Genomic DNA, 18,500 nt, shown 5'->3' with positions numbered 1-18,500 from the left:
GGGGATTGCGGACAGCCCTCAGGAGCGCGCGGGCTCCGGGCCAGGGGCCGGGCCGGACCCCGGCGCCGTGTCCGGGGCGGAGTCCGGGGTGCGGTCCGGGTCCTGCGCGCCGTCACCGTCCGCGTCGGCGCGCGTGGCGGTCCAGGACGACACGTAGAGCAGCAGCTTCGCCGTGAAGTTGATCCACAGCAGCAGGGCGATCGGCACGCCGAAGGCCCCGTACATGCTCTTGGCCGCCACCCCCCGCATGTAGCCGCTGAGCAGCAGCTTCAGCAGTTCGAAGCCCACCGCGCCGATGAGCGCCGCCTGGATCAGGCGGCCGCGCGGCGGTTCGACCCCGGGCAGCAGGGTCAGGACGTAGAGCAGCAGCAGGAACGCCGCCAGGACGCCGACGAGGAACGCGCCGGACCGCAGGAGCGCGCCGCCCGCGCCGTCGCGCGGGATGCCCAGCCACTCGGCGGACTTCCCGACCGCGCTGGACCCCAGGGTCGAGGCCGCGGCCGAGGCCAGCCCCACCCCGCCGAGGCCGAGGAGCACCAGGGCGTCCTTGCCCTTGCGGGCGAAGGGGTTCCCCTCGTCCTCGTCGTCCTTGTCCCACACCGCGCGCAGGCAGTCCCGCATGGCGCCGACCCACCCGATGCCGGTGAACAGCAGGATCGCGCCGGCGACGAGGCCGATCGTGCCCGCGTTGGCGACGAGCGCGTCGAGGTCGAGCTGGTCGGAGATGCCGGGGACCTGTTCGGCGAGGTTCTTCTGGAGGGTGGCCAGCTGCTCCTTGCTGAGCAGCGCCGCGCCCACGGCGGCGGCCACCGTGATCAGCGGGAAGAGCGCGAGGAAGCTGAGGAAGGTGATCGCGGCGGCGAGCCGGGTCCAGTGCACGCGGTCGAGGCGCTCGTACGAACGCCACGCGTGGGTGCGCATCAGACGGGCCACCAGCGGCCCGATCACCGGGAGTTTCGTCAGCCAGTCCATGGAGTCACCGTAATTGAGCCGCAGGAAATAGCCGGGATTGCGGCTTTCGGGGACTACGGTCGTCGATTGTGACTTTTCGCCCGAAGGCCCGCCCGTTCCACTCCCTCGTCCTGCGCGGGCTCAGGTTCCGCACGCACCGGGCCCTGCGGCCGCTCCGTCAGGAGGGCCGTACGGTCGGTCCGGCGGCCGCGTCGGTCGGCGAGCCGCACTGCGCCGGGACGCCGGTCGGACCTGTCCCGAAGGGGTACTCGCGCAGCTTGCGCCAGACCCCGTCCGAGCCCTGCTCGTAGAGGGCGAAGCCTTCGCAGAGCCACTCGGCCGCGTAGTCGGCGAGCGCCTCGAACGCCACGTCCATCGCCTCCTCGGAGATCCCGTGGGCGACCGTCACGTGCGGGTGGTACGGGAACGCCAGCTCGCGGCTGAGCGGCCCCGACGGGTCGCGGACCTCACCCTGGAGGCGGGTGCAGCCCGGGGCGCCCTCCACGATCCGGACGAAGACCACGGGCGAGAGGGGGCGGAAGGTCCCCGTCCCGGACAGCCGCATCGCGAAGGCGCGGAAGGCGGCCGCGACCTCGGCCAGGTGGGCCCGGATCTGCGGCAGCCGGTCCGCCTCGACCTCGGTCGGCGGCACGAGGGTGACGTGCGTGGGGATGCCGTGCGCGGCAGCGTCCCCGAAGCCGGCGCGCAGCTGCTGGAGCTGGCTGCCGTACGGCTCCGGGACCGCGATCGAAACGCCGAGCGTAACGGTCCCCACGTGTCTCTCCTCCGTGTGTCTGATTGGACTGCTGCCGCCCAGTGTGGCGGCAGCACCCCCCATCTCGCCAGGGCCCTCGGTCCGGTCAGTGCTTGGCGGGCAGGAAACCGAGGCGGTCGTACGTCTGGGCGAGGGTCTCGGCGGCGACCGCGCGGGCCTTCTCCGCGCCCTTGGCCAGGAGGGAGTCCAGGGTTTCCGGGTCGTCCAGGTACTCCTGGGTGCGCTGCTTGAACGGTGTGACGAAATCGACCATGACGTCGGCCAGATCGGTCTTCAGCGCGCCGTACCCCTTGCCCTCGTACTTGTCTTCGAGGGACGGGATCGTCTCGCCGGTGAGGGTGGAGTAGATCGTGAGCAGGTTGCTGACGCCGGGCTTCTCCTGGACGTCGAAGCGGACCTCGGCCTCGGTGTCCGTCACCGCGCTCTTGATCTTCTTCGCGGTGGCCTTCGGCTCGTCGAGGAGGTTGATGAGGCCCTTGGGCGAGGAGGCCGACTTCGACATCTTGACCGACGGGTCCTGGAGGTCGTAGATCTTCGCGACCTCCTTGACGATGTGCGCGGCGGGGAGGGTGAAGGTCTGGCCGAAGCGCTGGTTGAAGCGCTCGGCCAGGTCGCGGGTCAGCTCGATGTGCTGGCGCTGGTCCTCGCCGACCGGGACGGCGTTCGCCTGGTACAGCAGGATGTCGGCGACCTGGAGGATCGGGTACGTGAACAGGCCGACGGTGGCGTTGTTCGCACCCTGCTTCGCGGACTTGTCCTTGAACTGGGTCATCCGGCTCGCCTCGCCGAAACCGGTGATGCAGTTCATGACCCAGCCCAGCTGCGCGTGCTCCGGCACGTGGCTCTGGACGAACAGCGTGCAGCGCTCGGGGTCCAGGCCGGCGGCGAGCAGCTGCGCGGCGGAGAGCCGGGTGTTCGCGCGGAGGTCCTTCGGGTCCTGCGGCATGGTGATCGCGTGCAGGTCGACGACCATGTAGAAGGCGTCGTGCGTCTCCTGCAACGCGACGTACTGGCGGATGGCTCCGAGATAGTTCCCGAGGTGGAACGAACCGGAGGTGGGCTGGATGCCGGAGAGCGCGCGAGGACGATCAGAAGCCATGCCGCCATTCTCTCAGGTGCGGGGGCGGGCTCCGGTCCGCCGCTGGCCGGAACCTCCCGGGTCGCCCCGCTCCCCCGCCCGGCCCCGCACGGGTACCGGGCGGTAGTGCGGCGGCCGGATCCCGCCCCGGCCGAGCGACCGCTTTGCGCCGGGCGAGGCTGATGTCAGCCCCGCCGGCGTTCGAGGCGCGGGGTCCGGGGCGGCGCCCCCGGCAACGGCTCCGCGGGTCAGGACAGCGGCAGGCCGGGGGCCGGGAATTCCGCCATCAACGACGCGACCTCGGCGCGGACGGCGCCGAGCGCCGGCTCGTCGCCCTTGGCGGCGGCGTCCACGGCTCGGGAGATCCAGTCCGCCACCGCCGGCATGTGCGCGGCGGTCAGCCCGCGGGAGGTCAGCGACGGCGTGCCGATCCGCACTCCCGAGGGGTCGAACGGCTTGCGCGGGTCGAAGGGGACGGTGTTGTGGTTGACGACGATGCCCGCCCGGTCCAGCGCCTTGGCGGCGACCTTGCCGGGAACGCCCCGCGAGGTGAGGTCCATCAGGATCAGGTGGTTGTCGGTGCCGCCCGAGACCAGGTCGAAGCCGCGCTCCAGCAGGGCCGCGGCCAGTGCCTTCGCGTTGGCGACGACCGTGTGCGCGTACGCCGTGAAGGAGGGCTGCGCGGCCTCGTGGAGGGCGACGGCGATGCCGGCCGTCGTCTGGTTGTGCGGACCGCCCTGGAGGCCGGGGAAGACGGCCTTGTCGATGGCCTTGGCGTGCTCCTGGCGGCACATCAGCATCGCGCCGCGCGGGCCCCGCAGGGTCTTGTGCGTGGTCGTGGAGATCACGTCGGCGTGGTCCGCCGGCGACGGGTGCGCGCCGCCCGCGATCAGGCCCGCGATGTGGGCGACGTCCGCGACCAGGACCGAGCCGGCCTCCTCGGCGATCGAGGCGAAGGCGGCGAAGTCGATCGTGCGGGGCAGCGCGGTGCCGCCGCAGAAGATCAGCTTCGGCCGCTCGGCGAGCGCCAGCTCCCGTACGGCGTCGTAGTCGATCAGCCCGGTGTCGGGGCGCACCCCGTACTGGACGCCGCGGAACCACGAGCCGGTCGCCGAGACGCCCCAGCCGTGGGTGAGGTGCCCGCCCATGGGGAGGGCCATGCCCATGACGGTGTCGCCGGGCTTCGCGAAGGCGAGGTAGACGGCCAGGTTGGCCGGGGAGCCGGAGTACGGCTGGACGTTGGCGTGGTCCACCCCGAACAGGCCCTTGGCCCGCTCGACGGCGAGGGCCTCGACGCGGTCGATGTTCTGCTGGCCCTCGTAGTAGCGGCGGCCGGGGTAGCCCTCGCTGTACTTGTTCTGCAGCACGGTCCCGGAGGCTTCCAGGACGGCCGCGGACACGTAGTTCTCGCTGGGGATCAGGCGCAGGGTCTCCGCCTGGAGGACTTCCTCCGCGGCGACGAAGGACGCCAGTTCGGGGTCGGTCGCGGACAGGGCGGGATGGCGGCTCGCGGTCATGCGGGCTCCTCCGGGGTCGATGGGAATCGGTACCCCGCGAGGCCCAGGCGAGCGGCCCTGTGTGCGGATCTGCCCGCACGACTCCCCCGGAGTCGCTTCTCCGTGCGCCAGTCGCCGTGCGTACCGCACACCTTAGCGGGCGCGCCGCACGGGAGGTTTCCGCGTCCGGAATACGAGCGACGATAAGACTGTGACGCCACCCTCGTCACACGCTCACCCGGCAAGACGGACGATCGGAGACCCCGTGTCGACAACTGCTGATGCCATCCGCTCCGCCGAGGCGCACAGCGCGCACACCTACCACCCGCTGCCCGTCGTCGTCGCCTCCGCGGAAGGCGCGTGGATGACCGACGTGGAGGGGCGCCGTTACCTCGACCTGCTCGCCGGCTATTCGGCGCTCAACTTCGGCCACGGCAACCGCCGTCTGCTCGACGCGGCACGCGCGCAGCTGGAGCGGGTCACGCTGACCTCCCGCGCCTTCCACCACGACCGCTTCGCCGACTTCTGTACCGAACTGGCCGCGCTGTGCGGCAAGGACATGGTGCTGCCCATGAACACGGGCGCGGAGGCCGTCGAGACGGCGGTGAAGACCGCCCGCAAGTGGGGGTACGAGGTCAAGGGCGTGCCGGACGGGCACGCCAAGATCGTGGTGTGCGCCGACAACTTCCACGGCCGGACCACGACGATCGTCTCGTTCTCCACCGACCACGACGCCCGCGACCACTTCGGGCCGTACACGCCGGGCTTCGAGATCGTCCCGTACGGGGACCTCACCGCGCTCGCCGCGGCCGTCACCGAGAACACCGTCGCCGTGCTGCTGGAGCCGATCCAGGGCGAGGCGGGGGTGCTGGTGCCGCCGGCCGGCTACCTCCAGGGCGTACGCGAGCTGACCCGCGAGCGGAACGTGCTGTTCATCGCGGACGAGATCCAGTCGGGCCTGGGCCGGACCGGCAGGACCTTCGCGTGCGAGCACGAGGGCGTCGTCCCCGACGTGTACCTCCTGGGCAAGGCGCTGGGCGGCGGCGTGGTGCCCGTCTCGGCCGTCGTCGCCGACCGGGACGTGCTCGGGGTGTTCCGGCCCGGGGAGCACGGCTCGACGTTCGGCGGCAACCCGCTGGCCTGCGCGGTGGCGCTGGAGGTCGTCGCGATGCTGCGGACCGGCGAGTACCAGCAGCGGGCCACCGAACTCGGCGACCACCTGCACCGGGAGTTGAACGTGCTGGTCGGCGGCGGTGCGGTGACCGCCGTACGGGGGCGCGGGCTGTGGGCGGGCGTGGACATCGACCCGTCGCGCGGGACCGGCCGGGAGATCTCCGAGAAGATGATGGAGCGGGGGGTGCTGGTGAAGGACACCCACGGGTCGACGATCCGGATCGCCCCGCCGCTGGTGATCTCCAAGGAGGACCTGGACTGGGGGCTGGAGCAGCTCCGGTCCGTCCTGGCCGGCTAGCGGGCCGCGGTCAGAGGATCACGTGGGGCAGGAAGCGGGCGTACTCGTCCGTGACCGGCCCCGCGGATTCGCGGATGCCGAGTCCCGCCGCCTCGTCCTCGACGACCCACGCGCCGAGCACCACCCGGTTGCCGTCGAAGTCGGGCAGCGGGGCCAGGCCCTGGAAGCAGTACCGCTCGCCCTCCTCCGGTACGAAGGGCTCCCCGTCCCCGCCCGGCAGGTGGAGGGTGACCCCGGCGCCCTCGCGGCCGAGCAGCGGCTTGGCCACGTACCCGTCCGATCCGGGTCCGGCCAGCTCACGGGGGCCGTCGAGGTAGGCGGGCAGCAGGTTCGGGTGCTCCGGGAACAGCTCCCACAGGACGGCGAGCAGCGCCTTGTTGGAGAGCAGCATCTTCCACGCCGGCTCGATCCAGCAGGTGCTGCCGGTGCCGCCGCCGTGGTCGTAGGTGCCGATGACCTGCGGGCCGAACTCGTCCGCGGCCAGCCACTCCCACGGGTAGAGCTTGAAGCAGCTGCGGATGAAGCGGAGCTTCTCGTCCACGAACCGGCCGGACAGGCTGTCCCAGCCGATCTGCTCGACGGACAGCGCCTGCGTGTCGATGCCGGCCTGCTCGGCGGTCTCCTGGAGGTAGGCGACCGTCATCAGGTCCTCGCCGAGCTCGTCGGTCTCGGAGTGCGCGAAGTGCAGCGGGCCGGGCGGCAGCAGCTCCGCCTGCCGGCGCCAGGCCTCGACGAGCCGCTCGTGGAGGGAGTTCCACTGGTCGGCGCCGGGGAAGCGCTCCTCCATCCAGAACCACTGCGGGCTGGCAGCCTCCACCAGGGAGGTGGGGGTGTCGGCGTTGTACTCCAGCATCTTGGCCGGGCCGCCGGCGCCGTCGTAGCGCAGGTCGAAGCGTCCGTAGAGGGACGGCTGGTCGGCGCGGCGGCGCCAGGACTCGGCGACCAGCGCGACCACCTTCGGGTCCGTGATGCCGAGGTCGGCGAAGCGGTCGTGCTCCACGATGTGCGCGGCCGCGGCCAGGCACATCGCGTGCAGCTCCTCGACGACGTTCTCCAGCGCCTCCACCTCGGGGAGCGTGAAGGAGTAGTACGCGCTCTCGTCCCAGTAGGGGCGCAGCGAGTCGTCGGGGTAGCGCGTGAGGGGGTAGATCAGACCCTGTTCCTCGACGGTCTTCTGCCAGTCGGGGCGGGGTTCGATGGTGTGCCGCTTCATCGTTCTGGGCTCCTCAGCCGCCGCTGGTGCCGGACTTGCTGCCGCCGATGCCGCCCCGGGTGACGGCCGACTTGTCGAAGCTGCCGCCGGAGACCTTGCCGGCGACGACGGTGCCGCCGTAGTAGTACGCGCCGTGGCCCCCGCTCTTGCACTCCTTGTTGTTCAGCTTCTCCAGCGTGGAGCGGGACGCGCACCGCTTGTCGGGCTCGTCGCTGCTGCCGCAGGCCACGAGCGTGGCCGCGAGGAGGCCCATGCCGCCGAGGGCGACGACTCCGGAGCGCATGCGGCGCTGGTTGGTGCTGCTGCTGTCCATGTGGCTGCTCCCCCTGGGTGGCGTACTGCCGACAGAGTAGAGCGGGCCCCCCGGGGGATGGAATCCGGCCGCCGTGAGATCTGTGACCTAGAGTCACTTCGTGCTAATTGGGATGATTTGCGCGCTCGGGGCCGCGCTGTGCTTCGGTACGGCCTCGGTCCTCCAGGCGGTCGCGGCGCGGGCGGCGGAGCCGGGGACCGGGTCCGGCGTGGACCCGGCGCTGTTCCTGCGGGCCGTCCGGCAGTGGCGCTACGTGGCCGGTCTGGGACTGGACGGAGTCGGCTTCGTGCTCCAGATCATCGCCCTGAGCCACGTCCCGATCTACGCGGTGGGGGCCGCGCTGGCCGCCAGCCTCGCCGTGACGGCCGTGGTCGCGGCGCGGCTCATGGGGGTACGGCTGTCCCGGACCGAGTGGGCCGCGGTGGGGGTGGTGTGCGCGGGGCTGCTGATGCTCGGGCTGGCCTCCGGGGAGGAGGGCTCGGGAACCGGCTCCGACGCGCTGCGGTACGGGCTGCTCGGCGTGGCGGTGCTGGTGCTGCTCGTCGGCGCGGCCGCCGGGCGGCTCCCGGACGGGCCCCGCGCGCTGACCCTCGGCCTGGCGGCGGGCACGGGCTTCGGGGTGGTGGAGGTCGCCGTCCGCCTGATCGACGGCTTCTCGTGGAGCGAGCTCGCCAACCCGGCGCTGTACGCGCTGCTGCTGGGCGGCGCCGCGGGCTTCCTGCTGCTGACCTCGGCGCTCCAGCGCGGCTCCGTCACGGCGGCGACGGCCGGCCTGGTGCTCGGCGAGACGATCGGTCCCGCGCTGGTGGGGGTGGTGTGGCTGGGCGACCGCACCCGCGACGGCCTGGCCTGGCTCGCCGTCCTGGGCTTCACGGTGGCGGTGGCGGGCGCCCTCGCGCTCGCCCGCTTCGGCGAACCAGAACCACCCCCGCCGCCTACCGCCGCCCGCTAACCCCGTCGAGAAACACGGCGAAGGCTCGCGGGGCGAAGGCCAGCTCCGGCCCGCCGGGGTTCTTCGAGTCCCGAACCGGGACGACACCGGCGAGGTTGACGGCGACCTGGACGCAGTTGCCACCGTTGTCGCTGTACGAGGACTTGAACCAGCGGGGGCTTTCGGCCGTCACCGCTTGACCCCCGCAACGAAGGCGGCGAACGCCCCCGGGGTGAAGCCCAGCTCCGGGCCGCCAGGGTTCTTCGAGTCCCGAACCGGGACGACACCGACCAGGTTGGTGGCTACCTCGACACAATCGCCACCGTTGGAGCTGTACGAGGACGTGAACCAACGGGGGGATTCTGTCGTCACGGGGTGCCCCTTCGTCGCTGCGGGAGAGTGCCGGACCTACTTGGCCTGGATACCCGCCACGAACGTCGCGAACACCCCCGCCGCGAAGTCCAGCACGGGCCCTCCAGGACGCTTGGAATCGCGAACCGGAACCACCCCGCGCGAAGCGATCAAGTTCGTGGCGACCTCGATGCAGTTGCCACCGTTGTTGCTGTAAGAGGACTTGAACCAGCGGGGGGAATCGGTGCGGGTCGTCACGGGGAGCCCTTTCGTACCGCATTGATCATGGCGACTGATGCCGTTTGGGAGAGCGCTTCGGCCTGTAGCTGATGGTAGGCCGTAAGCATGGGCAGGACCGAGACGGTTTCTCGGTCCAGGTGCCCCTGCGCCTGTGACTCGGCGTACGCGACGACGGATCGATCGGCAAGGGTCAGCAAGTTGACCGGCAGGTCGAACGGCCGGCGCTCCCCGATGTCGAAGGGTGCCACCTGCAGAACCGTGTGGGCACGTGCAGCGAACTCGACCAACCGGTCCAGCTGGGCTTCCATGACCTCTGGGCCGCCGACGGGCCGACGAATGCAGCTTTCGTCCATCACGACGAACACCATGGGTGGTCGATCCCGCTCCAACGCCTCTTGGCGCTCGGCAAGGAACGCCACGCGCTCCGCCGCGTACGCGGGAGTGATGGCGCCGCGTTGCACCGCGCTGTTCGCCAACGCCTTCGCGTACTCGGGCGTCTGCAACAAGCCGGGAACGATGCCGATCTCAAACAGGCGGAGCTCCACCGCCCGACCTTCGTATCCCACGTACTCCGGGAAGCCTTCCAGCAGCGCACCGTGCCGAATCTCCAGGGACTGGCGCTCGAACGCATCGCCGGTCCCGAACGCGACGTCCACACTCCGCGAAAACCGCAAGGTCGGCACCTTCCGACCAGTTTCCACGGACGAGATGTGCGTACTCGAATACCCCATCCGCTCGCCCAGTTCGTCCTGGGTCCACCCCTGCGTCTTCCGCGAGCTGCGCAGGCGGGCGCCGAACGCGGCCTGCGGAGAGCTCTCCGGATTCAGCTCCTTGACGTTCACGCTGCACGCACCAACCTTTCGTCCTCCCCTGACACGTTGAATGCTTCCCTGTGTGCGGCCACGCTGAACCTCGCCGGTAGCGGAACGACTACACAGAGGAGCGGCGCCATGCCCAACGCAGGCAACGAGTGGCGGCAGCGGTTCAGCAGTACCCGGCGGGGCGCGCGGCTGGCGCGGGAGCTGGCGCTGCTGGAACTGGCCCGGTGGGGCTATCCGTTGGGCGGGGGTGACAGCGAGCGGGTCGCGCAGGTCGTCGCCGAGCTGGCGGCCAACGCCGTGGCGCACGGCGGCGTGCCGGGGCGGGACTTCGAGCTCGGGCTGCGGGAACTGGACGGCGTGCTGCGGGTGGAGGTCTCCGACGCGCGGGCGGGACAGCAGCCCCGGGTCCGGCCGGGGCCGGTCGAGGCCAACGAGCACGGTCACGGGCTGCGGATCGTCGAGGCGCTCTGCCTCGCCTGGGGCGTCTCCGGGCGGCTGGTCGGCAAGACCGTCTGGGCCGAGGTGGCCACGCGGGCGGCGGCCCCGCGGACCGCGGCTACGGCAGCGCGGCCGTGAGCGCCGCCAGGGTCGGCGACCACGCGCTGGCGGCCGGGCTCCCGTAGCTCACGACCAGCGCGTCGCGCGCCGGCAGCTCCGCCTCCGGGTGCCGGAAGGCGGCGAGGCCTTCCACGGCCAGGTCCTGCCAGGCCGCGGACCGGACCACCGCGCGTTCCGTCCCCTCCGGGAGGTCCAACACCGCGTGCAGCCCCGCCGCGATGCCGCAGACGCCCACCCGGCCGGCCACGGCCGCGACGAGCTCGTCCCGGCGGCGCCGGTACCGCAGCCGCATCCCGCGCACGTGCCGGTCGTACGCCCCCGAGGTGATGAACTGCGCCAGCGTCAGCTGGTCCAGCGCGCCGGAGGTCGCGTCGCCCGCGGTCCGCACCGCCATCACCTCGTCCAGCAGTCCCGGCGGGAGCACCATCCAGCCCATCCGCAGCCCCGGGGCGAGGGACTTGCTGGCCGTGCCCAGGTACACGACCCGGTCGGGGTCCAGCCCCTGGAGCGCCCCGACCGGCTGGCGGTCGTAGCGGAACTCCCCGTCGTAGTCGTCCTCCAGGACCAGCCCGCCCGTGGACCCGGCCCAGTCGACCGCGGCCGCCCGGCGGGCCGGGGTCAGGGCCGCCCCGGTCGGGAACTGGTGCGCCGGGGTCAGCAGGACCGCGCCGGGACCGGCGGTCAGCCCGCCCGTACGGGCCCCGTCCGCGTCCACCTCCAGCGGCCGCGTCCGCAGGCCCGCCCGTTCCAGCAGGTTCCGGTGGATGTCCAGCCCGTACCCCTCGACCGCCACCTCCCGTACGCGCCGCGCCCGCAGCACGCGCGCGAGCAGCGCCAGCGCGTGCGCGAAGCCCCCGCACAGCACGATCCGCTCCGGGTCCGCGTACACCCCGCGCGCCCGGGCCAGGTACCCGGCCAGCGCCTCCCGCAGCTCGATCCGGCCGCGCCCGTCGCCGTAGCCGAAGGCCTCGCCCGGCGCGTCGGTCAGCGCCCGCCGGGCGGCCGCCAGCCAGGCCGTACGGGGGAAGCCGCCCACGTCCGGGGAGCCCGGCATCAGGCTGTACGCGAGCCCCCGGCGCGCGGGGTGCCGTACCCGGGGCGCCGCGGCGGGGCGCCGGGGCCTGGCCCGTTCGGCCACCCGGGTCCCGGAGCCCTGCCGGGCCGTCAGCCAGCCCTCGGCGACGAGTTCGGCGTACGCATGGGCCACCGTGTTCCGGGCGATCCCGAGGTCGGCGGCGAACGCGCGCGACGACGGCAGCCGGGTCCCGGCCGGGAGCCGCCCGCTGCGCGCGGCCTCGCGCAGCGCCTCGGTGAGACCGGCCCGCAGCCCGCGCCCGGAGACGGGGTCCAGACGGAGGTCCAGATGGAGGTCCGCGCCGAAAGTGGCCCCCGATTCCGTCATGAACATGGACCATAGCGGTGGGCTACCCGGCCCCTAGGGTGGAGCGCATGGCAACCACGTCGGAACACCCGCACGCCCACGACCGCGCCCCCGAGCACCCCCCGCGCCTCCAGCTCGCGAAGCTCGCGCCCGAGGCCTACAAGGCCGTCCTGGCCCTGGAGATCGCCTCGAAGAAGGACCTGGACCCGGTCCTGGTCGAGCTGGTCAAGATCCGTGCCTCGCAGCTCAACCACTGCGCCTTCTGCCTCGACATGCACACCAAGGACGCCCTCGCCGCGGGCGAGAGCGTGGAGCGGATCGTCCAGCTCAGCGCCTGGGAGGAGTCGCGGCACTTCTACACGGAGCGGGAGCTCGCCGCGATCGAGCTGGCCGAGGCCGTGACGGTGCTGACGGACGGCTTCGTGCCGGACGAGGTGTGGGAGAGGGCCGCGAAGCAGTTCGAGGAGCGCGAGCTCGCCCAGCTCGTCACCGTGATCGCGACGATCAACGTCTGGAACCGCTTCGCCGTGGCCACCCGCATGGCCCCCGGCCACTACACGCCCGGCATGTACAACACCAAGGGCTGATCAGTCGGTCCGGAACGACTCCACGGCGGCCGTCAGGTGGGCGCGGACCACCTCCGGGGCGGCCGCCGGTCCGGCCGCCAGCAGCGCCCAGCGCCGGCCGTCGGGGGCGACGACGATCCGCTCGATGCCCCGGCGGCGGCCGCCCGCCTCGGCGCTGTCGTACTCGTAGACCAGCTCGCAGGAGCCGGCGGACAGCTCGCCGACGGACACCTCCCGGTAGCCCGGGTTCCCGTCGTCCAGGCCCCGCGAAGAGGTCCGCAGCAGCTCGCAGGAGCCGATGCCCGCGGGTTCGGTGATCCGGAAGACCTGGAGCAGCGCGGTGCGGTCGCCGGGCGGCCGGTAGAAGGAGCCGCTCCCGGTCTCGCCGGTGCTGGGCCGCCAGCCCGCGGGCACGGCGACCGAGAAGCCGTTGTCGTTGTGGACCACCGCGTACGACGGGTCCGGCGTGGCGGGTGTCGGGGACGGACTCGGGCTCGGGCTCGTCTCCCCCGTGGGTGGGGCCGTCGCCGGGCCGGAGCGCGCACCGGAGGACCCGGACGCCGACGGGGGTGCGGCCGGGGTCTTCGGGTCGTCGTCGTCGGCGAGCGCGAGCCAGCCCGCCACCGCGGCCCCGCTCACCACCGCCGAACAGAGGGCCACCAGCAGCGGCGTCCGCCAGGGCCGCTGCGGACCGGGGCCCCGGCCGGGTCCGGGCGCGTAGCCGGAGTCGGCGCCGACCGGGGCGTCGTGGCCGGTCCCCTCCGGCTGCCATCGCGGCGGCACCGGCGGGAGCGGCGGAGGCGTACGGGGCAGCGGGGGCTGCTGCCCCGCCTCCGGTCCCGACTCCCAGCGCTGCGCGTCCGGGTTCCAGCGCGCGCCGCCCGAGGCCACCGTCAGGCCCCCAGCGTGGCGAGCAGCCCGCCGAGCGCCGCGGCCGCGTTCACCGACTCCACCAGCGGTGCCCAGCGTTCCAGGGTGCCGCGCAGCCGGGCGGGGAGGCCGGGCCGGATCTCCCCGGCCTCCTCCAGCTCCCCGGCGGCCTCGTCCAGTTCGCCGTCGAGCGCCGTGCGGTCGGCGCCCCTGGGCAGCCGTACGAGGGCGGCGCGCAGCTCCTGTACGGCCTCCAGCAGTTCCGCCGCGCCGGGGCCGTCCGCCCCCGTGCCGCCGTAGTGGACGGTGGTGGTGTGGGCGGTGTTGGTGTTGTTGCTGCCGCCGATGCTGAAGGCGCCGCCCTGCACGGTCCCGATGCGGACCTGCCCGGGGCCGGTGCCCGTACCGTCGGCGGCCGCCCCGGTTGCCTCATCTGCCACTGCCGTTGCTCCCGTTCGTGTGCGTGTGATGGCTGGTGCGATTGCTGTTGCCGCTGCCGCCGACGCTGAAGGCGCTGTGGTTCACCGACTGGATGAACACCCCGCCCTCGGCGACGTGGACCAGGCGCTGGTCGAACTCGTCGGTGTGCCACCCGGCTTCGTGCAGGGTCTCCTTGACCCCGCCGGCCACCCGCTCCTGAATGGTCTTCAGGTACCGGTCGAGGTCCATGAGGTGGAAGAGCGATCCGTCGGGCTGCGCGGCGATCTCCCGGACGGACAGCCCCGGCCCGGCCGGCAGCGCCCCCCGGTGGCCCGCCGTGGCCACCCGCCACACGCTCGCGGTGCCCCCGAAGAGCGTCGCCAGCGAGGCGCCGAGCGAGCGGGGCGTGCGCCCCACGGCCGAGACCGCCTTCGCGAACGCATTGTTGTTCCGGTGCCGCAGGGCGAAGTCGTCGGCCGCCTGGAACGCCTCGTCGACCGGCAGCAGCACGTGCGGCGCCACCTCCAGCATCAGCATCCGGCCCTGGGTGTGGACCCGTACGAACACGGTCACGACGAGGTTCTCGTCCCAGCCGCCGACCCGGATGCGCAGGAAGTGCCGCCGCTGCTCGCCACCCTCCTCGACCGCGTCCGCGCGGTGCTCCTCGTACACCTCCGGGCGGAACAGCTCCGGGATCCGGCCGGGGAGTCCCGCGGCGGGCAGGAACACGCACTCGTCGACGACGAGTTCGCGCAGCCGGTCCCGTACGGCGGCCTGGGCCCGCGGCGATCCGTGCGGCGTCGGCAGCCGCAGGCCCTCCAGCCGCGGCCGGATCCGGTCCAGGATCCGGGCGTTGTCGACGAGTTCCGGCGGTTCGGCGGCGCCGCGGTCGCTGCGCGGGCGCAGTTCCACGGCCAGGTGCCAGGGCCGGTACGGCAGTCCCGCACCGCAGAACGGGTCGTCGAACCCGTACATGACCAGCCGGGAGTGCTGCTCGTCGCGGATGCGTTCCCGGGCGCGGGCGAAGCGGACGCCGTCGGCCTGTTCGGCGGGGTCGGAATCGAGGCGGGCGTACGCGGTCCGGTCCAGGTCGTGCAGGATCACCCGAGCGACGTGGCCGCGCTGGAGGCCGACGACGGTGGCCACGGCGGCGAACGCGGCCAGCACCCCCAGGCCGGTCCAGCTCTCCAGGAGGCCGTCGCCGCTGACGTACAGGAGCGGGGCCAGGCCCAGCGCGTCCAGCAGCCAGAACAGCGGCCGCAGGAACACCAGGACCTGTACGCCGCTGCCGAGGGCGGCGACGGCGAGCACGAGGAGCAGCAGCCACGCCCAGAGCCTGATCAGCGCGCCGGCGATCCGGCTGAGCACCCCGACGGCCCCCCGGCCCCGCGAGGTGAGCCAGCCGGCGATACCGAGCAGCAGGAACGGCACCGCCAGCACCAGCAGCGCGCCGCCGGTGAGCAGCACGCCGGCGAACCAGGCGAAGACGACTCCGGCGGCCCAGCCCAGCTCCGCCCGGCGGGCGCGCAGGGCGTGGGCGAGGACCCGGGCGGCGTCGAACCCGTAGGAGGGCGCGACGATGCGTTCCTCGTGGACGTACAGCTCCTCGATCACCCGGTCCCGGTAGGCCGAGTCGAGGTAGGTGCCGGCGCACAGCAGGCGGCCCGCCTCACTGAGCGACGGGTGGACGGGCGCCCTGTCGTCCGAGGTCGCGCCCGTGCCCGTGGTGGTGCTGGTGGTCACCGAATCCCCCTGCGGTGTGACGAGGGGCAACGGTAGGGGAGGTCGCGGCCGCCCGACAGGGGCAAACGAGCCAAAAGGCCCCGGCGCGCGGGGCGCCGGGGCCTTTCGGGTCGAACGGGTGCTGCGGGTGGTGCGGGGCGGTCAGATCAGACCGAGCTCGCGGACCGCGTCGCGCTCCTCGACCAGCTCCGCCACGGACGCGTCGATGCGCGCACGGGAAAACTCGTTGATGTCCAGGCCCTGGACGATCTCGTACTTTCCGTCCTTGGTGGTGACGGGGAAGGACGAGATGATGCCCTCCGGGACGCCGTAGGAGCCGTCCGACGGGATGCCCATCGAGGTCCAGTCGCCCGCGGCGGTGCCGTTGACCCACGTGTGCACGTGGTCGATGGCGGCGTTCGCGGCGGAGGCGGCGGAGGACGCGCCACGGGCCTCGATGATCGCGGCGCCGCGCTTGGCGACGGTCGGGATGAAGGTCTCGGCGAGCCACAGCTCGTCGCTGACGACCTCGGCGGCGTTCTTGCCGGCGATCTCCGCGTGGAAGATGTCCGGGTACTGGGTGGCCGAGTGGTTGCCCCAGATGGTCAGGCGCTTGATGTCGGTGACGTCGGCGCCGGTCTTCTTGGCGAGCTGCGAGATCGCCCGGTTGTGGTCCAGGCGGGTCATCGCGGTGAAGCGCTCGGCCGGTACGTCCGGGGCCGCTGCCTGCGCGATGAGCGCGTTGGTGTTGGCCGGGTTGCCGACGACGAGGACCTTGATGTCGTCCGCGGCGTGGTCGTTGATGGCCTTGCCCTGCGGCTTGAAGATGCCGCCGTTGGCGGAGAGCAGGTCGCCGCGCTCCATGCCCTTGGTGCGCGGGCGGGCGCCCACGAGCAGCGCGACGTTGGCACCCTCGAAGCCCTGGTTCGGGTCGTCGAAGATGTCGATGCCCTTGAGCAGCGGGAAGGCGCAGTCGTCGAGCTCCATGGCGGTGCCCTCGGCGGCCTTCATGCCCTGGGGGATCTCCAGAAGACGGAGCTTGACCGGCACGTCCGCGCCGAGCAGGTGACCGGACGCGATGCGGAAGAGCAGCGCGTAGCCGATCTGGCCTGCGGCGCCGGTGACGGTGACATTCACGGGAGTGCGGGTCATGGCCTTCTCCGTTAGACAGCTGGCGGTGGGGCGTCCCTGCCCCATGTGCTGGGAGGACGCCGCTCCCCGGCCCTGTGAATCTTGACGTGAAGAGACATCCGCCGTCAGGCTATCCGACCCGGGAGGGGCCCAATCCCCCGGTCCCTGTGGTCCGTGGCACACGTACGGGCGATCCGCGGCGCCGAAGCCCTGGATCCGAACGCCCGGCGGGGCCGCCGGTGCCCCGTTCCGCGGCTCCTGGGAGCCGTCAGCGGACCGTGAAGCGGACCGCCGTCTCCAGGAAGGGGATCTCCAGCCACGGCTTGGGCTCGATGACCAGCGCCAGCAGGGTGATCGCCGTGCCCAGCAGTCCGTACGTGGCCACGTCCGTGAACCGGGAGCGCACGGCGAGCATGCCCACCGACGGCAGCAGCTGACGCATCGCGGAGGCGGCGATCAGGGCGACGCCCATCGCCAGGCAGCCGACCTTCGGGTGACCCAGCGCCGTGATCAGCAGGCCGGCCGCGGTCGCGGCGAGCACGCTGAGCATCGGCCACTGCCGGACCGGCGCGGACACCGCCCCGGGGACGGCGCGGCCGCTGCCCTCGGGGCGCGCGGTGTCCCGGGTGACGGACGGGAAGCGGCGGGACCTGGCCTGGGCCCGCTCGGGGACCGGGGCGGCCTCCGAGGCGGCTTCGGCGGCGGCCGGTACCGGTTCCGCGGCAGGCCCCGGGGCGGTCCCCTCCGACACGGCGGACGCGGGCTGCGGCTCCGGCGCGGGCTCCGCCCCCGGCGCGGGCTCCGGGGCGGCCGCGGCCTCCGCGCCCGGGTCAGCCTTCACCGGTGGTCCGTTCCGCCGCCTCGACCACGTTGACCAGCAGCTGGGCGCGGGTCATCGGGCCGACGCCGCCCGGGTTCGGGGAGATCCAGCCGGCCACCTCGGCCACGCCCGGGTGGACGTCGCCGACGATCTTCCCGGCCTCGTCGCGGCTGACGCCGACGTCGAGCACGGCCGCGCCCGGCTTCACGTCCTCCGGCTTGACCAGGTGCGGCACCCCGGCCGCCGCGACGACGATGTCCGCCCGGCGCAGCAGCCCCGCGAGGTCGCGCGTACCGGTGTGGCAGAGCGTCACGGTGGCGTTCTCGGACTTGCGGGTCAGCAGCAGGCCGATGGAACGCCCCACGGTGATGCCGCGTCCGAGGACGACGACGTGCGCCCCGTCGATGGCGACTCCGTGGTGGCGCAGCAGTTCGACGATCCCGTACGGGGTACAGGGCAGCGGGCCCGGCTCGTTCAGGACGAGCTTGCCGAGCGACATGGGGTGCAGGCCGTCGGCGTCCTTGGCCGGATCCATCAGCTCCAGCACCCGGTTGGTGTCGATGCCCTTGGGGAGCGGGAGTTGCACGATGTAACCCGTGCACTGCGGGTTCGCGTTGAGTTCGCGGACGACCTCCTCGATGTCCTCCTGGGAGGCCGTCGCGGGCAGTTCGCGCTGGAGGGAGGCGATGCCGACCTCGGCGCAGTCCTTGTGCTTGCCGTTCACGTACCAGCGGCTGCCCGGGTCGTCGCCGACCAGCAGGGTGCCGAGGCCGGGCGTGATGCCCCGGGCCTTCAGGGCCGCCACGCGGACGGACAGTTCGGACTTGATCGCGGCGGCGGTGGCCTTGCCATCGAGAATCTGGGCAGTCATGAACCCATACTCCCGGATGGAGTGGCCCCGGTTCCACTCAAGGCGTTCACCGGAGCACGCGGTTCATTGCACTTGCACAACAAGTCACGGAGCACTTGGGAACCGGCTGGACAAGTCGTCGCCCGGCCGAGGACGATGCAGTGATAAAGAGTGCCGCGGGCAGTGCCGGGGGGCGGACCGCAAATCCCGTATTCCTCCGTGCGTATGCCGTGCGTCCCCGCACTTCCACGGAGGAACACCCCAGATGAGTTTCGGCGACCCGAACAACCCGTACGGACAGCAGCCCCAGGCCCCCCAGGGTCAGCCCGGTTACGGCTACCCGCAGCAGGCCCCCCAGGGCGTCCCGCCGCAGGGCGGCTACGGCTACCCGCAGGGCGCCCCCGTCGGCTACCCGGCCGGTCCCGGCGGCTACCCGGGCGGTCCCGTCGAGATGCCGGGCGGTGTCAAGGGCGCGCGGATCATGCTCTTCATCCTCGGTGGCCTGCAGGCCGTCGGCGCGCTGATCACCATGGTCGCGTCCG

Annotated in this window: 21 protein-coding genes and 1 pseudogene; 5 read left to right on the top strand and 17 right to left on the bottom strand. The window is 72.8% G+C overall.

Features of this window, described 5'->3' with window-relative positions; translation table 11 throughout:
• Positions 1 to 18: 18 nt before the first annotated feature.
• The 4 genes from ACFWW8_RS30195 to glyA form a co-directional block, all read right to left on the bottom strand.
• On the bottom strand, positions 19 to 972 hold the full coding sequence (locus ACFWW8_RS30195; protein ID WP_386533687.1) for a YihY/virulence factor BrkB family protein: 954 nt from the start codon (positions 970 to 972) through the stop codon (positions 19 to 21).
• Between the two features lie 157 nt (positions 973 to 1,129).
• The gene (locus ACFWW8_RS30190) at positions 1,130 to 1,726 is read right to left on the bottom strand and encodes a 2'-5' RNA ligase family protein (protein ID WP_386533684.1); all 597 of its coding nucleotides are present in this window, start codon (positions 1,724 to 1,726) and stop codon (positions 1,130 to 1,132) included.
• Between the two features lie 85 nt (positions 1,727 to 1,811).
• Positions 1,812 to 2,825 carry a tryptophan--tRNA ligase gene (trpS, locus tag ACFWW8_RS30185; protein ID WP_386533681.1) on the bottom strand — a complete coding sequence of 338 codons (1,014 nt, stop codon included), beginning with the start codon at positions 2,823 to 2,825 and terminating at the stop codon, positions 1,812 to 1,814.
• A gap of 227 nt (positions 2,826 to 3,052) precedes the next feature.
• Positions 3,053 to 4,321 (bottom strand): serine hydroxymethyltransferase, encoded by a 1,269-nt coding sequence (gene glyA, locus ACFWW8_RS30180; RefSeq protein ID WP_386533678.1) that lies wholly within the window; start codon positions 4,319 to 4,321, stop codon positions 3,053 to 3,055.
• A 244-nt stretch (positions 4,322 to 4,565) separates the two neighbouring features.
• Here glyA and rocD point away from each other — a divergent pair, with 244 nt between their 5' ends.
• Positions 4,566 to 5,771 (top strand): ornithine--oxo-acid transaminase, encoded by a 1,206-nt coding sequence (gene rocD / locus ACFWW8_RS30175; RefSeq protein ID WP_386533675.1) that lies wholly within the window; start codon positions 4,566 to 4,568, stop codon positions 5,769 to 5,771.
• Positions 5,772 to 5,781: 10 nt separating this feature from the next.
• On the opposite strand, the gene ACFWW8_RS30170 is transcribed toward rocD, so the two are convergent.
• Positions 5,782 to 6,984, bottom strand: a complete 1,203-nt coding sequence (locus ACFWW8_RS30170) for a glutathionylspermidine synthase family protein (RefSeq protein ID WP_386533672.1) — start codon at positions 6,982 to 6,984, stop codon at positions 5,782 to 5,784.
• A gap of 13 nt (positions 6,985 to 6,997) precedes the next feature.
• Entirely contained in the window at positions 6,998 to 7,297 is a 300-nt protein-coding gene (locus ACFWW8_RS30165; RefSeq protein WP_386533670.1) for a hypothetical protein, read from the bottom strand.
• A 112-nt stretch (positions 7,298 to 7,409) separates the two neighbouring features.
• On the opposite strand from ACFWW8_RS30165, the gene ACFWW8_RS30160 reads away from it, so the two are divergent.
• A complete protein-coding gene (locus tag ACFWW8_RS30160; RefSeq protein ID WP_386533772.1) occupies positions 7,410 to 8,249 on the top strand; it encodes a hypothetical protein in 840 nt (279 codons plus the stop codon).
• Here ACFWW8_RS30160 and ACFWW8_RS30155 read toward each other — a convergent pair.
• The 4 genes from ACFWW8_RS30155 to ACFWW8_RS30140 are packed head-to-tail and all read right to left on the bottom strand — an operon-like array spanning position 8,233 to position 9,661.
• Positions 8,233 to 8,421: a DUF397 domain-containing protein gene (locus ACFWW8_RS30155; protein WP_386533668.1), complete on the bottom strand. Its 189-nt coding sequence runs from the start codon at positions 8,419 to 8,421 to the stop codon at positions 8,233 to 8,235. The two genes, ACFWW8_RS30160 and ACFWW8_RS30155, sit on opposite strands and share 17 nt — an antisense overlap.
• Positions 8,418 to 8,600 (bottom strand): DUF397 domain-containing protein, encoded by a 183-nt coding sequence (locus ACFWW8_RS30150; protein WP_386533665.1) that lies wholly within the window; start codon positions 8,598 to 8,600, stop codon positions 8,418 to 8,420. Before ACFWW8_RS30150 ends, ACFWW8_RS30155 begins: the two co-directional genes overlap by 4 nt.
• A 36-nt stretch (positions 8,601 to 8,636) precedes the next feature.
• A complete protein-coding gene (locus tag ACFWW8_RS30145) occupies positions 8,637 to 8,837 on the bottom strand; it encodes a DUF397 domain-containing protein (protein ID WP_386533662.1) in 201 nt (66 codons plus the stop codon).
• The gene (locus ACFWW8_RS30140) at positions 8,834 to 9,661 is read right to left on the bottom strand and encodes a helix-turn-helix domain-containing protein (RefSeq protein ID WP_386533660.1); all 828 of its coding nucleotides are present in this window, start codon (positions 9,659 to 9,661) and stop codon (positions 8,834 to 8,836) included. The genes ACFWW8_RS30145 and ACFWW8_RS30140 overlap by 4 nt, the downstream gene beginning before the upstream one ends.
• Before the next feature lie 108 nt (positions 9,662 to 9,769).
• Between ACFWW8_RS30140 and ACFWW8_RS30135 the strand changes: the two genes are divergently transcribed.
• Positions 9,770 to 10,216 carry an ATP-binding protein gene (locus tag ACFWW8_RS30135; protein ID WP_386533658.1) on the top strand — a complete coding sequence of 149 codons (447 nt, stop codon included), beginning with the start codon at positions 9,770 to 9,772 and terminating at the stop codon, positions 10,214 to 10,216.
• Here ACFWW8_RS30135 and ACFWW8_RS30130 read toward each other — a convergent pair.
• A complete protein-coding gene (locus tag ACFWW8_RS30130; RefSeq protein WP_386533656.1) occupies positions 10,197 to 11,600 on the bottom strand; it encodes a PLP-dependent aminotransferase family protein in 1,404 nt (467 codons plus the stop codon). The genes ACFWW8_RS30135 and ACFWW8_RS30130 overlap by 20 nt on opposite strands.
• A gap of 47 nt (positions 11,601 to 11,647) precedes the next feature.
• On the opposite strand from ACFWW8_RS30130, the gene ACFWW8_RS30125 reads away from it, so the two are divergent.
• Positions 11,648 to 12,166 (top strand): carboxymuconolactone decarboxylase family protein, encoded by a 519-nt coding sequence (locus tag ACFWW8_RS30125; protein ID WP_386533653.1) that lies wholly within the window; start codon positions 11,648 to 11,650, stop codon positions 12,164 to 12,166.
• Here ACFWW8_RS30125 and ACFWW8_RS30120 read toward each other — a convergent pair whose 3' ends face one another.
• From ACFWW8_RS30120 to ACFWW8_RS30095, 6 genes are all read right to left on the bottom strand, one after another.
• Complete coding sequence (locus ACFWW8_RS30120; RefSeq protein ID WP_386533650.1) at positions 12,167 to 13,036, bottom strand: hypothetical protein; 870 nt, start codon at positions 13,034 to 13,036, stop codon at positions 12,167 to 12,169. It lies immediately after the preceding gene.
• 2 nt (positions 13,037 to 13,038) lie between these two features.
• Positions 13,039 to 13,455 carry a hypothetical protein gene (locus ACFWW8_RS30115; protein WP_386533648.1) on the bottom strand — a complete coding sequence of 139 codons (417 nt, stop codon included), beginning with the start codon at positions 13,453 to 13,455 and terminating at the stop codon, positions 13,039 to 13,041.
• Entirely contained in the window at positions 13,445 to 15,178 is a 1,734-nt protein-coding gene (locus ACFWW8_RS30110) for a hypothetical protein (protein WP_386533645.1), read from the bottom strand. The genes ACFWW8_RS30115 and ACFWW8_RS30110 overlap by 11 nt, the downstream gene beginning before the upstream one ends.
• 141 nt (positions 15,179 to 15,319) lie before the next feature.
• Complete coding sequence (locus ACFWW8_RS30105; protein ID WP_267723196.1) at positions 15,320 to 16,309, bottom strand: malate dehydrogenase; 990 nt, start codon at positions 16,307 to 16,309, stop codon at positions 15,320 to 15,322.
• Between the two features lie 247 nt (positions 16,310 to 16,556).
• Positions 16,557 to 17,129, bottom strand: a complete 573-nt coding sequence (locus tag ACFWW8_RS30100; protein WP_386533642.1) for a DUF3017 domain-containing protein — start codon at positions 17,127 to 17,129, stop codon at positions 16,557 to 16,559.
• Positions 17,119 to 17,979 (bottom strand): bifunctional methylenetetrahydrofolate dehydrogenase/methenyltetrahydrofolate cyclohydrolase, encoded by an 861-nt coding sequence (locus ACFWW8_RS30095; RefSeq protein WP_386533639.1) that lies wholly within the window; start codon positions 17,977 to 17,979, stop codon positions 17,119 to 17,121. Before ACFWW8_RS30095 ends, ACFWW8_RS30100 begins: the two co-directional genes overlap by 11 nt.
• Before the next feature lie 244 nt (positions 17,980 to 18,223).
• On the opposite strand from ACFWW8_RS30095, the pseudogene ACFWW8_RS30090 reads away from it, so the two are divergent.
• Positions 18,224 to 18,500: pseudogene (locus tag ACFWW8_RS30090) on the top strand (hypothetical protein); the annotation flags it as partial.

The sequence above is a fragment of the Streptomyces sp. NPDC058701 genome (assembly GCF_042715295.1).
Classification (GTDB): domain Bacteria; phylum Actinomycetota; class Actinomycetes; order Streptomycetales; family Streptomycetaceae; genus Streptomyces.
Note: the sequence above shows the minus strand (reverse complement) of the source record. Positions and strands in the feature narration are given on the sequence as shown.